We start from the raw sequence: 13,007 nt of genomic DNA on the forward strand, positions 1-13,007 counted from the left end.
GCTTCGATCGGGTTGAACGGAATTCATTGAAGACTTGTGTCGGATGTCTGACATAAGGCTCGCGGAGCGCTGCCCTGGACCAGTTTACCCCCGAGACCGGTCGGCTGCGGGTGATTCACCTGGGCAAGTATTACCCGCCATCGCCCGGCGGAATCGAGGGTCACACCCAATCTCTCGCCCGCGCGCAGGCGGCGCTTGGGGCCGATGTGCGCGTGGTGGTGGTGAACCACCGCGCTCGCGACGGCCACGATGCGACTTTCGAGAAATGGACCCGCACCCCGTGGGCTGAAGACGCCGACGGCCAGGTGCGGATCACACGGGTCGGGCGACTTGCGAACGTTGCGAAGCTGGATGTGGCCCCGGGGCTGTCTGGTCTGCTCAACGATCTGGCCCGGAACCCGCCGGACGTGTGGCACCTGCATGCGCCGAACATTACGATGATGCTTGCGGTGCTGCGGTGCCGCTGGCTCGCCCCGCTCGTCATCACTCACCACAGCGACATCGTCCGGCAGAAGTTGCTGAAGCACTTCGTCCGGCCGCTTGAAGTGGCGCTGTACCGAAGGGCTGCCCGCATTCTCCCCACCAGCGGGTCGTACGTTGACGGCTCCGATCTGCTCCAGCAGTTCGCGAATAAGCTCACGCCGGTTCCGCTCGGCATGGACCTGTCACCGTTTCAGACCCCTTCGGCCGCAGCGCGTGCGTGTGCGGAGCGGTTCCGGGAGCGGTTCCGGGGGCCGGTGTGGCTCTGTGTCGGCCGTTTGATCTACTACAAGGGTTTGCACGTCGCCCTCGAAGCGCTCAAAAGAGTGCCCGGCACGCTGGTGGTGATCGGCACTGGCCCGCTCGGGGCCGAACTCAATCGTAAGGCACAGGAGCTGGGGGTTGCGGATCGGGTGGTCTGGTACGGGCACGCGTCCGCAGACGAACTCGTTGGCGCGTACCTCGCGTCCGCCGCTCTCTGGTTTCCGAGCGTGGCCCGGAGTGAGGGGTTCGGGTTGGTGCAAGTGGAGGCCATGGCGGCCGGTTGCCCGGTGATCAACACCGCGGTGCCTGCGAGCGGTGTTGCCTGGGTCGCGCGGCACGAACAGGAATCGCTGACGGTTCCTGTGAGCGACTCGGCCGCCCTGGCGGCGGCGGCGAACCGTCTGTTGACAGAGGCTGGGTTAAAGGACCGACTCGTCGCTGCGGCGCGTATGCGGGCCGCGGCTGAGTTCGACTGGCTGGTGATGGGGAGGCGATGTCTGGCCGTTTACGGCGAGGTTGCCGGGCGGGTGTAGCCGCTTGCGTCGGGCGGCGGGGCGGGTTAGATTGAGCCGATTAAGAAACACGTGACGCAGATCGCCTTCACCGTCGGCAAGAAGACGTTGTTCAACATAACGCAGAAGGTTCCGAATTTATGGATAGTCATGACCAGTAATTCGCTGCTGAACCCTGCATAGGCGTTCTCGCGGTCAAACGGGCGTTTACGCCCGCCGCGCGGCTCGAATTGAGGCATCGCACCGAGTTCGGTTGCGTTCGAGGCGGCCACGCCGAAAGCTGCGGCCGCGGGGATGCGAGAGGTGATCCGCCGGGTCCTGGAAAACCGCGCGGAGGTTGCGGCCGGTTCTCGTCAGGTCGCTGAAGGGTATCAGTCACTGATGACGGTGGTAAACAAGCTCGAGTGGGTGCTCCGTGGGGAGCCTGCCGATTGCCAAATGGGGAGGGCGATGTGAGGGTCCTCCATTTGACTGCCGGGAACTTGTACGGTGGTATCGAAACATACCTGGTGACCTTGGCCCGGTCCCGGCACCTGTGTCCAGAGATGGAACCGGAGTTCGGGCTTTGCTTCCGCGGGCGGCTGTGGGACGAGTTGTCTGCAGCGGGAGTGCCGGTTCACGACTTGGGAGCAGTTCGGTTCAGCCGCCCGTGGTCCGTGCTCCGCGCGCGGCGGCGGTTAAAACGAGTGCTCCGGGGGGCGCCGTTCGGTGCGGCGGTGACGCACGCGAACTGGCCGCACGCGGTGTTTGCGCCGGTGGTACGTGGGAGCCGGGTGGGGTTGGTCAACGCGGTTCACGACGCGCTCGCCCGGCCCATCTGGTTGGACCGGTGGGCCGCCCGGACCGCTCCTGACTTGGTGCTCGCCAACAGTCAGTTTACGGCCGTCCCGGCGGCAACGTTCTTTGCCCGCTCACCGGTCGAAGTCGTGTACCTGCCGGTTGCGCCTCCGGAGTCGTTCGACCGCGCGGCCACGCGTCACGCGGTGCGGACCGAACTCGGTGCGCCGGCCGACGCGGTCGTGCTGCTCCAGGCCTCGCGGCTGGAGCGGTGGAAAGGGCAGCGCGTTCATGTGGAGGCCTTGGGGCGGCTGAAGGGTGTGCCTGGGTGGGAGGTGTGGTTCGCGGGCGGCCCGCAGAAGGCCGGCGAAGCGGAATTTTTTGCCGAACTCAGGGCGGCGGTCGCTCAGCTTGGGATCTCGGACCGGGTGCGTTTCTTGGGCCAGCGGTCTGACGTGCCTCGGCTGATGGCCGCGGCGGACGTGTACTGCCAGCCGAACGCCGGCCCCGAGCCGTTCGGGGTTGTGTTCGTGGAGGCCCTGTACGCGGGTCTGCCGGTCGTTACCTCGGACTTGGGCGGCGGGCGCGAGGTGGTCGATTCGAGCTGCGGGGTGCTCGTCCCGCCGGGCGAGCCTGCTGCGGTTGCTGCCGCGCTGGCGGAACTGATTTCCGATCCGGCCCGCCGCGCCGCCTTGGGTGCGGGCGGGCCGAAGCGGGCTGAAGAACTGTGCGCCCCACACCGTCAACTGGACCGTATCGCGGGTCTGTTACAAAAGGTATCGTCGTGACGACTCTTGCCCGGGCCGAGCAAACGCACGGCACCAGTGGTGTGGCTATCTATCAACTGGTCGCAGCGGTTTTGACCGCGCGTCACAGCGGCGGGGGAACCGTCGTCGACGTGGGTTGTGGGCGTGGAGAGTTGTATCAGTACATCAAAGGCCGATTCGGGTCGTATGCCGGCACGGACGTGCTCCGCTACGACGGTTTCCCCGATGAAGGCGCGTTCCACCTCACCGACCTGGACAGCGGCCGCGTTGCGCTACCGGACGCCGTCGCCGACTGCGTCGTCGCCGTGGAAACGATCGAGCACTTGGAAAACCCTCGCGCTTTCGCCCGTGAACTCGTGCGGTTGGTGAAGCCCGGCGGGTGGGTGGTCGTGACGACCCCGAATCAGTTGAGCTTGTTGAGCCTGCTCACGCTGGTTGTGCAAGGCGAATTTAACGGTTTCCGGGAGCGCCCGGGCCTCTACCCGGCGCACATCACGGCGCTGCTGGAGATCGATCTGCGGCGCATTTTTCGTGAGTGCGGCTTGGCCGACGTGGCTGTCGAATACACCAAAAGCGGTCGTGTTCCCGGCATCAGCCGTCACTGGCCTCGGTGGGCGTCCCGGTTGTTCCCCCGGAGGCTGTCGGATAACGTGCTGGTAGTGGGTCGGCGGCCGGTCTCAAATGGCGATCGCACATGATCAGGTGCCGGCACCCCGGCTCGGTCAGTGGTCCGGTGACTGGGGTGCGGAATGGTTCGAACGCGACCCTGGTGTTCATTCCGATCGGTAGGCAAAACGTCGATGATTGCGGTGGCCCCTGCGGGCCGTGCGAAGTCGAACGTGATGGCCGCAGGCGGGTGTGAAACTATCGAGCCGTTTCCGCAGCGTAAAGTGATCGCAATGTACCCTCAGCCCGTTGCACCGCCGAATCCCGTTGGGGTCGCTTATACCGGTCCCGGCGCCGCACGCTGGCTGTACGGCTTCTTACTTTTCCAGTTCGTTTGCCAGGCCTCTCTTGTTGCCCCGCTCGGTCCGCTGCGGATCGGGTTCCGGGTTGCTACTTTCGCGAGCAGCTTACTGATGCTGGTGCTGCTCCCGCGCTACGGGCCGACGCTCCCAAACTCGTCCTGGGTGTGGCTCGTGATCGGTCTGACCGGGCTCGGGGCGCTTCACCCGGATGTCAACTCGCGACTCGCTGCCGTGGCGCAACTGGGGCTGACTGTTGCGATCTGGGCACCGGTTTTTTGGGCCACCCGGTTTCGCTTGACCGCCCAGCACTTTCGCACGGCCATGCTGCTTCTGTGGGGCTTTCAAACGCTCAGTGCGGTCGTTGGCGTCTTGCAGGTGATGTACCCGGACCAGTTCTCCCCGGACCCAGAGTTCGTTAAGGCGCAGAGCGGTGAAATGGCGGAGGGGCTAAAAATCGAACTCGCCAACGGCGAGCGCGTGTGGCGGCCGTTCGGTCTGACTGACACGCCGGGCGGTGCCGCCGGTGCCGGAATGTTTGCGGTGCTCGCCGGTTTGGTTCTGGTCTCTTACGAGCGCAGGTTACTGCTCCGGTTGGCTGGTGCTGGCGGGGCGGTCATAGGCATGTTCTGCTTGTACGTGTGCCAAGTTCGCACCGGCATCGTTCTCACCGGCATTGGGCTCATCGTGTCACTGCTTCTGGCGGTGTCTCGCGGAAGGCTCGTTCAGGCGGCCTGGATCGGTGGCGGGGCGGCGGCGGCAGTTGCAAGTGGCTTCGTCTGGGCGACGACCGTTGGCGGCGACGCGGTTACGGCCCGGCTGGAAACACTGGTCGCAGACCGGGCCGATCAGGTCTATTACTCCAGCCGTGGTCGCTTCCTGGAGCACACGATTGACTTGATCACCGAGTACCCTGTTGGGGCCGGCGCGGGGCGCTGGGGGATGATGACGGCCTACTTCGGCGACCCGATGAACCTGGAGTCGCCCTCGCTGTGGGTCGAGATCCAACCGACGGCGTGGCTTTATGACGGCGGTGTGTTCCTCCTGCTCGCGGGGTACGTGGCCGTGCTCGTCGGGGGCTGGGCGTCTCTCCGGGCCATGCTTTGGGTGAAAGATCCGGTTGTAGCCGGGTGGGGGGGGTTGATCGTTGCCATGAATATTGCCACGCTCGCGAACACATTTTCCTATGCGATTTTTGCAAGCCAGACCGGAATGATGTGCTGGGTGTTCACGGGCGTTCTGTATGCCCGCGCCTTTCCTTGCGCTCCGAACCGATTCGCACCAGGGCGGCCCATCGCGTGACCTCGCCCGCGACTACCTTTGCCATCGTTGCAGGCGATTTTGTTCCGACGGGCGGGATGGATCGGGCGAACTACGCCCTGGCATCCACCTGGCTCGGTCCAGGCGTGCTGGATTTGTGGAGACGTTGCGCTTGGGCCGGGGTGCGGGCTAAAGAGGTGATTTTATATTTATTATAGCGTGTTATTAAAGGGGTTGTTTGTGATTTCATTGTCAGTACTAAAGCCGTGGTATGTCTACCGGCCCAGGCAGGTGCTGCGTCGAATAGTGCGAGGCCTGCGTCCGCCCAAGGACCCCATCCAAGTGGTGCGACTCCCGTGGGGTTGTGCATTGGAAATTGATATTCGTGAAGATATTGGCCGTAGTGTGTGGACTGCTGGTGTGTTTGATCTTGCTGTCGCAGAGGTGCTGTTTCGAGCTGCGGACCCCGCGCTGCTCGCGCTGGATGTTGGGGCGAATATCGGTTCGATGTCTGGGCTGCTCGCGGCTCGGGCTGCCGAAGTGTGGGCGTTCGAGCCTTACCCGCCAGTGCTTGAGCGGTTGCGTCGTAATGTGAGTCGCCTCACGGGGGCCGGCCAATTTGCTCACTGTCAGGTGTTTCCCCTCGCGCTAAGCGACCATGAAGGCGAAGCTCGACTCGCCTGTCCAGATGGCTCCGATAAGAACCACGGACTGGCGCGTATAGCTGATTCCGGCAGCGTTGCCGTTCGTGTCGCTCCTCTTGATGCCCTTCTTGGTAATCGGGAGGTTGGGGTGATGAAGCTCGATGTGGAGGGGCATGAGCAAGCCGTTCTCTCTGGTGCCACGCATTCCCTCGCGGCAGGCCGCATCCGAAACATCGTGTTCGAAGACCACGTTGGCCCAGGCGGAGCAGTTGGCAAAATCCTACGCAGCTATGGTTACAAATTGTACGCCATTGGTTGGGTGCTTCGCGGTCCTGTACTCAAACCGGCGGACGAAACGGCGCACCGCGTGTACGAGGCGCCGAGTTACTTGGCAACACTTGCGCCTGAAGTTGTGGCCAGCTGTCGGCAACGCGGTTGGCGATGTTTAGGGAGAGGATAGTATGCGGGTTTTTAGATTTTCGGGCGGCCAATGGTCGCGTTTTTTTGATCAACGGGCCAGACCGGAATGATGTGCTGGGTGTTCACGGGCGTACAGAACGCCCGTGCCTTTCCTTGCGCTCCGAACCGATTCGCACCAGGGCGGCTCATCGCGTGACCTCACCCTCGACTACCTTTGCCATCGTTACAGGCGATTTTGTTCCGACGGGCGGGATGGATCGGGCGAACTATGCCCTGGCGTCCTATCTGGCTCGGTCCGGGCACGCCGTCGAACTGGTTACGCACCGGGCGAGCCCTGAACTCGCGGCCCTGGACCGGGTCCGCGTGCGAACGGCCCGCAAGCCGCTCGGCTCGTACTTCCTCGGCCGATGGCCGCTCCGGTGGGCGGCGGCGCGTGCCGTTCGGGAGGGCGGGTCCAAACGGGTTGTGGCGAACGGCGGCAATTTTGTCTCGACCGACATCAACTGGGTTCATTACGTTCACGCCGCGTTCCGGCCGACTGCGCCGGCCTCGTTCGCCCGACGGTTAAAGGGGCGGGTCGATCGGGTGCTCGAGCTGCGGGCCGAGCGTGTCTCGCTGGGGGCCGCGCGAACGGTGGTCTGCAACTCGGAGCGGACCCGCTCGGACGTCATCAACCGCTGTGGGGTCGATCCGGAGCGGGCCGTGGTCGTCTATTACGGCACCGATCCGGACCTGTTCAGGCCTGCAACAGAAGACGACCGAAGGGAGCTACGTGCGAAACTCGGCTGGCCGTCCGACCGGCCGGTGGTGATGTTTATCGGCGCTCTCGGTGACCGGCGGAAGGGGTTCGACACTCTGTTTGCGGCGTGGTCGACGCTGTGCCAAGAGTCGGGGTGGGATCCGGTTCTGGCCGTTGTCGGCCGCGGGGCAGAACTCGCCGCGTGGGAGGAGCGGGCGCGGCAGGGCGGGTTGGCGGACCGTGTCCGGTTTCTGGGGTTCCGCAGCGACGTTCCGGATCTGCTCCGCGCCGCGGACGCGCTCGTCGCCCCGACGCGGTACGAGGCGTACGGGCTGGGGGTGCATGAGGCGCTGTGTTGCGGCCTGCCGGCTCTGGTCACCGCTTCGGCGGGAGTGGCCGAGCGGTACCCGCCCGAACTGGCCCACCTCCTGCTTCCCGATCCGGATGACGCGCCCGATCTGGTCCAGCGCTTGCGGCGGTGGCGGTCCGATTCGGCCGCGGTTCGGGGCCACCTTCAGGTGCTTTCAGACACGCTCAGAGCATTTACCTGGGATGATATGGGGAAGCGGTTCGTGCAGGCTTGCGGGGCGTAACGCGGCTTCAATGATGTATAGAGCTGAGCCGCTGAGAAGTATAGACGCCGTTGCCAAAACACCCTTGATCAACGCGTGTTGTATGTGCTGTGGTGATAGCCGATCGGTTGCGATACGTGGCGAGAGCTTCTGGCGTAGCTGTTGCGTAGGCGGTAAACGGTCTGTTTGATGTTGTGTTGATGGTTCTTTGACCGCGACCAGCCTAGCGGCTCGACGGCTCGTTCTCGCGAACTGTTTGTTCGCTCTTCTGGGGCATGGCCGGTCTTGGGCGAGAGCGCGCTACTGCGGCCCTGCGAGTCGGGTGTATAACTCGTCACCGGAGTGGGGGGCAGGTGCTGGCAACCGTAATCTTGAGAGGATTCTCGTGAGTCGCACAGCGAAGATAGCCCGCGCACTGACCATCGGGTATGGGTTCCAAATCACAGTTGCGATTGCCGGGCTGATGTTGACCCCGTTCATGCTGTCGCGGCTTGGATCTGTGGACTACGGGCGGTGGTTAGTTGCGGGCCAGGTGCTGGCCTTAATGTCGCTGCTTGATCTCGGGGTGACGGCTGTGCTGCCGCGTGAGGTTGCACGGGCTGTAGGCGCTGTCGAACCCGTGGGAGAGGTGGTGCGTCGGGCCAGGTGGTTGGTCTGGTTCCAGACGCCAGTGGTTGCGCTGGCCGCGATTGCTGTGTGGATGGGGGTTGCATTTGTGCGTCCCGAGTTAGGTGAGCCGCTGGCCATCGTGTTAGTCGGATTTGTGGTCCAGTTCCCTCTGAGGTTGTACGGGGCCGTTCTCGCAGGGCTCCAGGATCTGGCGTTCGGATCTGCTATTGCGGCTGGGGCGTGGGCCGTGACAACGGTGGTGTCGGTGGGGCTTGTGATGGCCGGGTACGGGCTCGTTGCTCTGTCGGTGGGGTGGACTGCCGGGCAGGTAGCCGCGGTCCTGGCGACGTGGATGCGGGTGCGGATGAGATTCCCTGCGGCTCAAGGTGTCAGCGGGTGGCCTGGGCGTGCAAGCCTGGTGCGTCTGATCGGACCGAGCTTGTGGACGAGCATAAGGCAAGTGTCTCAGCTCCTTTTAAACGGGGTCGAGTTGATCGTGCTGGGATGGGTCGCTGGTCCGACTGTTGTGGTGGCTTACGTGTGTACCACTAAGATAGTGTCTTTGGTGAATAACCAGCCGTATTTGCTGGCGATCTCGTCACTGCCAGCGGTAGCTGAATTGCACGCGGCTGGAAACCGGGAGCGGGTGTGGCGGGCGTGCCGTGCGTTGGGACTGGGAATGGGGATGGTGAGTGGCCTCCTTATGCTTGCGGTGCTGGCGCTGAACGCCGCATTCGTTCCGCTGTGGGTCGGGCCGGCTCAATACGTCGGCCCTACGGTCACGTTCTTGGCGGTGGTTGCGATGTTCGTTCGGCATATGGCTTGTGCAAGCGGAGTGGTCCTGGCCGCCCTGAGGTTCGACGCATTGATGGCGGTTATGGGGTTGTTGGATGGATTGGTGTTTGTGCTTTCTGCTGCACTGTGGGTGTACCTGCTTGGACCGGTCGGGGTGCCACTCGGCTCTCTGACAGCCGCGTGCCTCGTGAACGGCCCGGTCACGCTGTACGTATTGCGTACCGGGTTCGGGCTCGCCCCTGTCGAGGTGTTCCGGTGGCTCGCTCCGCTCATCGTACGGTTAGCCGCAGTGCTGATTCCATTCGTGGCATTTGGCTACTCGTCAATGGCCAGTGATCCCGCAGCGGCCGGGGTAGTCGCGGCCGTTGGGTTTATTGTTTATGCCTTCGCGCTGTACCCGCTGCTTGGGCGTGACCCGCTGCGCGACTACACCCGGGGGTTCCGTGTGTCAGTCCGGCGCCAGTTGGGTTTTGCGCCTCCTGCGTCTGATGCGCTCCGCGCAGAGGCGGCTCCTCAAGGTGCTTCTGCTGGTGAATCGCCGGCAGAGCCGTACGCTGTTCAAAGAACTGAGCCGTCAGGCGGTTCAAGCATCCCTCCCGCGTAACCGTCGTGCCGATTGAAGGCGGTCGCTTCAGCGTGACTCGGGGGCTGTTTGGTGGCTGTGGTTGCCCTGGTGCTGCTGCGTGTAATTTTCGACTGCTGATATGTTAAATGATAGTGCCCGTATCGGCCGCGTATAGTCCTGGTCGTAGGTGACGTGATTCTAGCAGGGGCCGCATGAACCGACCGATCATCGTTCTTGACGGCGGCGGGCTTGATGTTCCGGTCCCGAGGAACGGCCAGTTTCGCTACGTCTCAGACTTGCTTCGTGGATTGGCAGACATCGCCCCGCCTGCGCGGTTCGTATTCCTCGGTGGTACTCCAGAACCGCAGCCCGAATTTGCTGGCGTGTTCGAGGCCCGAAGCCGGTGGCGATACGAGCACTTTCCCCGCACGCACGGGCGGGGTTCAATGGTGCTCGACCAACTCCGCCTTGCGATTGTACTGTGGAGGCTGAAGGCTGACCTGTGTCACAGCCTGCACACCGCGCTGCCAGTTTTAGCCCCGTGCCCGGTTGTGGGGACCGTTCTTGATCTGATGTTCGAGCTGTTTCCCGAATACGCGCAGGCGGTACGGTCTCGTCCGTATCGGTTGTTCCGTTGGGCGGCGCGGCACCAGGCGCGGCGCCTCGTCTGCATCTCCGCGACCACGGCCGATGACGTGAAGCGGCTTTGGCGCGTGCCGTCGTCGCGGATTGATGTGATTCAACTGGGGACCAACTTTCTCGGCCACTCGACCGCAGTGGCCGTTGCAGAAGTTCTGGCGCACGATCGCGTGGTGCTTTCGCCGTACAACCTTGAGCCGCGTAAAAACCTTGCAGGGCTGCTGCGCGCCTTCGCCCGGTGTCGCCCGGCCTGTGCGCAACTCGTACTCTATGGCCGTGCCGCCGTCACGCCGCAACGCGAGGCCGAGTTTGATGCCTTAGTTGCTGAACTCGGTCTCGCGCCGAAGGTCATTCGTGTGGGCTATGTGACGGACGCAGAGCTCAGATGGTTGTATCGCCGGGCGTCCGTGTTTGTGTTCCCGAGTTTGTACGAAGGGTTTGGTTATCCGGTGCTTGAGGCGATGGCGGCGGGCGCGCGAGTGGTCGCGCGAACTGCCTCGGCTCCGGCCGAAGTGGTAGGCCCCGCGGGCGTGCTGGTCGAAACCGCCGATCCAGAGCAGTTGGCGAGCGCCATCGATCGGTTGTTAGCCGACAGCGAGCGCGCTTCTGTCCTCGGTCGGTTGGCGGCCGCACGGGCGGAGGAATATACCGTGAGCCGGATGGCTGAGCAGACGTGGCGGGTTTATCAGAAGGCGCTTGGCCGGTGCGACCAGACATAGTACAGGTATACGACGTGGTGCCGGCTCCTCCATTGGTGCTTGGTCGGAGCGCCCGCCGCTTGAACAAGTGCCGACGGTCGTAACAAGACTGCGAAAGAGTGCTTTGCTGTCCTTCCGTTTATTTCGTGAAGGGCGATCGACGGTGTGGTGGTTCTTCGGGTTGCTGCTGCTCGAACGTTCGCACCGCGGAAGTGCGTGCCATCGGGCGTTCGACCTTCTAATCTGCGACGGCCTCAACCGAGGCGAACGAATGGCACAAGTTCAAGCTCCAACGCCTACCGCCCTGCAGTACTCGGTGGTCATCGTTACCTACCGTCGCCACGAACCGCTGTGCGACACGCTGCGCGCGCTCGGTCCGCACATCGACCCGGCGGTCGGCGAGGTTCTGGTGATCGACCAGTTACCGCCCGGCCCTCTGCCCGCGGACGTCCTCGCCACGCCCGGGTTGCGGTACGTCTCTCTGGACCGGCCGGGGATGGTCCCGGCCCGCAACGATGGCATCCGCCGCGCACGCGGGGAGATCGTGCTGTTCCTCGACGACGACATCGTGCCGCTCCCCGGTCTGATCGACGGGCATTTGGCCGCGTACCGCGATCCCGCGGTCGGTGGCGTCGCGGGCCGTATTCTGGACCCCGGAGTTGAGCCGGCGGCCGAGCAACCCGACCCCCGGTCCTTCGACTCGAGGCGGGGCTGGGAGTACGCCACGTTCGACCACACCACCCCGGCCGACGTGCTGACTGCTCGGGGGTGTAACATGTCGTTCCGCCGGGAGATACTGTGCCGGCTCGGCGGGTTCGATCGTAACATCGAGATTTTCCGCGATGACACGGATATGTCCCTACGGGTGATTGCGGGCGGGTGGAAGGTGCGGTTCGCGCCCGCCGCGGGGCTCGTCCACCTGAGCACGCCGAGCGGCGGCACTCGCCAGGCGAAGACCTCCGCCGGGTACTGGGGGCGCGAGTGGGGTATCTATCGGCAGAGCTTTCGGCACTATCGCGACAACCTGTACTTCTTATTTCGCCACCTGCGAGGCCCGGCGCGTTGGTCGGCGGTCTGGCGTGCGTACCGTGGATACGTCGGGCTGTCGCGGTGGCCGTGGCGACTGGCGGCCAAGAACGCCGCGTTCGGCTTGGCCCTTTTGCACGCAACTCGGATGGCGCGTCGGCGCCGGTACCAACCATGCGTTCTGGACGAATGAGCCATCCGCGAGTGGTCCACGTCACCCCCGCCCTGTTCGGGGAGGGGGGCGTGTTCGGCGGCGCCGAGCGGTACTCGCTCGAACTCGCCCGCCACATGGCGAAGGTCGTGCCGACTGCCCTTGTGGCTTTCGGCGACGAGCCCAGGCGGTTCACCACCCCCGAAGGGCTCCGGGTGCGCGTGCTCGGGCCGGCGTGGCGGGTCCGCGGGCAGGCGTTTAACCGGTTCCACTCGGGGGTCGTGCGCGCGGTTGCGGGTGCCGATGTGGTCCACTGCCACCAGCCCCGCATGCTCGCCTCGGAGGTTTGCGCTTTACTCGCCCGCGCCACCGGGCGGCGGGCGTTCGCGTCCGACCTCGGCGCCGGGGGGTGGGGGTTCTCCTCCCGGCTGAATACGGACGGCTGGTTCCACGGGCACTTGCACATCAGTGAGTACAGCCGCCAGGTGGCTGGCCACGTCGGGCGTCCCGGTGCCGGCGTCATTTACGGCGGGGTGAATACCGACCTGTTCGCGCCTGATTCGAGCGTGCCGCGCGAGCCGCTGGTCGTGTTCGTCGGCCGGCTGATGCCGCACAAGGGCGTGGACGTCCTTATTGACGCGCTGCCCGGCGGGATGGACCTGGAGCTGATCGGCCGGCCGTACCACGAGCGGTTCTTCGCCGACCTGAAGCGGCTGGCGGCCGGCAAGCGGGTCACGTTTCGGCCCGACTGCGGGGACGACGACATCGTCCGCGCCTACCGACGGGCCGCGTGCGTAGTGCTGCCAAGTTTGTATCGAGATTGCTACGGCAATGAATCGAAGGTGCCGGAGCTGCTCGGCCAGACGCTGATCGAGGGAATGGCCTGCGGTGCGCCCGGCATTTGTACCGCGGTGGCCAGCCTGCCTGAAGTGGTCACGGACGGCGAAACCGGGTTCGTGGTGCCGCCCAACGACCCCTCCGCGCTCCGCGCGCGGCTCGAGTTCCTCCGGGACAATGCGACCGCAGTTGGCGAACTCGGGCGGGCCGCCCGCACGCGGGTGCTGAACCATTTCACCTGGGGCGGTACCGTGATGCGATGCCTGGAAGCCTATGCCGCAGGGTGA

The 13,007-nt window shown here is 64.5% G+C and carries 11 protein-coding genes; 10 read left to right on the forward strand and 1 reads right to left on the reverse strand.

Annotated features, from left to right (window positions below):
• The first annotated feature begins 110 nt into the window (after positions 1-110).
• A complete protein-coding gene (locus GobsT_RS10005) occupies positions 111-1,277 on the forward strand; it encodes a glycosyltransferase (protein ID WP_010035023.1) in 1,167 nt (388 codons plus the stop codon).
• 26 nt (positions 1,278-1,303) lie between these two features.
• Here GobsT_RS10005 and GobsT_RS10010 read toward each other — a convergent pair whose 3' ends face one another.
• Complete coding sequence (locus GobsT_RS10010) at positions 1,304-1,528, reverse strand: hypothetical protein (protein WP_148087683.1); 225 nt, start codon at positions 1,526-1,528, stop codon at positions 1,304-1,306.
• Between the two features lie 273 nt (positions 1,529-1,801).
• Here GobsT_RS10010 and GobsT_RS10015 point away from each other — a divergent pair, with 273 nt between their 5' ends.
• The 9 genes from GobsT_RS10015 to GobsT_RS10055 all read left to right on the forward strand — a co-directional run bounded on the left by GobsT_RS10015 (position 1,802) and on the right by GobsT_RS10055 (position 13,007).
• Positions 1,802-2,821, forward strand: a complete 1,020-nt coding sequence (locus tag GobsT_RS10015; protein ID WP_010035017.1) for a glycosyltransferase — start codon at positions 1,802-1,804, stop codon at positions 2,819-2,821.
• Entirely contained in the window at positions 2,818-3,498 is a 681-nt protein-coding gene (locus tag GobsT_RS10020; protein ID WP_197905108.1) for a class I SAM-dependent methyltransferase, read from the forward strand. Before GobsT_RS10015 ends, GobsT_RS10020 begins: the two co-directional genes overlap by 4 nt.
• A 102-nt stretch (positions 3,499-3,600) precedes the next feature.
• A complete protein-coding gene (locus GobsT_RS10025; RefSeq protein WP_010035012.1) occupies positions 3,601-5,067 on the forward strand; it encodes a hypothetical protein in 1,467 nt (488 codons plus the stop codon).
• A 327-nt stretch (positions 5,068-5,394) separates the two neighbouring features.
• The gene (locus GobsT_RS10030) at positions 5,395-6,129 is read left to right on the forward strand and encodes an FkbM family methyltransferase (RefSeq protein ID WP_148087684.1); all 735 of its coding nucleotides are present in this window, start codon (positions 5,395-5,397) and stop codon (positions 6,127-6,129) included.
• Positions 6,130-6,341: 212 nt separating this feature from the next.
• Positions 6,342-7,421 (forward strand): glycosyltransferase family 4 protein, encoded by a 1,080-nt coding sequence (locus GobsT_RS10035; RefSeq protein ID WP_010035009.1) that lies wholly within the window; start codon positions 6,342-6,344, stop codon positions 7,419-7,421.
• A 364-nt stretch (positions 7,422-7,785) separates the two neighbouring features.
• Entirely contained in the window at positions 7,786-9,408 is a 1,623-nt protein-coding gene (locus GobsT_RS10040) for a lipopolysaccharide biosynthesis protein (RefSeq protein WP_010035008.1), read from the forward strand.
• Between the two features lie 173 nt (positions 9,409-9,581).
• Positions 9,582-10,727, forward strand: a complete 1,146-nt coding sequence (locus GobsT_RS10045; RefSeq protein ID WP_071529237.1) for a glycosyltransferase family 4 protein — start codon at positions 9,582-9,584, stop codon at positions 10,725-10,727.
• Positions 10,728-10,977: 250 nt separating this feature from the next.
• Positions 10,978-11,925 (forward strand): glycosyltransferase family 2 protein, encoded by a 948-nt coding sequence (locus GobsT_RS10050; protein ID WP_109571169.1) that lies wholly within the window; start codon positions 10,978-10,980, stop codon positions 11,923-11,925.
• Entirely contained in the window at positions 11,922-13,007 is a 1,086-nt protein-coding gene (locus GobsT_RS10055) for a glycosyltransferase family 4 protein (protein WP_157506547.1), read from the forward strand. The genes GobsT_RS10050 and GobsT_RS10055 overlap by 4 nt, the downstream gene beginning before the upstream one ends.

Source organism: Gemmata obscuriglobus (assembly GCF_008065095.1).
Classification (GTDB): Bacteria; Planctomycetota; Planctomycetia; order Gemmatales; family Gemmataceae; genus Gemmata; species Gemmata obscuriglobus.

Coding starts and splice junctions, on each gene's coding strand:
- GobsT_RS10015 (WP_010035017.1), top strand. CDS start 1,802: ATGGAACCGGAGTTCGGGCTTTGCTTCCGCGGGCGGCTGTGGGACGAG.
- GobsT_RS10025 (WP_010035012.1), top strand. CDS start 3,601: ATGATTGCGGTGGCCCCTGCGGGCCGTGCGAAGTCGAACGTGATGGCC.
- GobsT_RS10035 (WP_010035009.1), top strand. CDS start 6,342: ATGGATCGGGCGAACTATGCCCTGGCGTCCTATCTGGCTCGGTCCGGG.
- GobsT_RS10045 (WP_071529237.1), top strand. CDS start 9,582: ATGAACCGACCGATCATCGTTCTTGACGGCGGCGGGCTTGATGTTCCG.
- GobsT_RS10050 (WP_109571169.1), top strand. CDS start 10,978: ATGGCACAAGTTCAAGCTCCAACGCCTACCGCCCTGCAGTACTCGGTG.
- GobsT_RS10055 (WP_157506547.1), top strand. CDS start 11,922: ATGAGCCATCCGCGAGTGGTCCACGTCACCCCCGCCCTGTTCGGGGAG.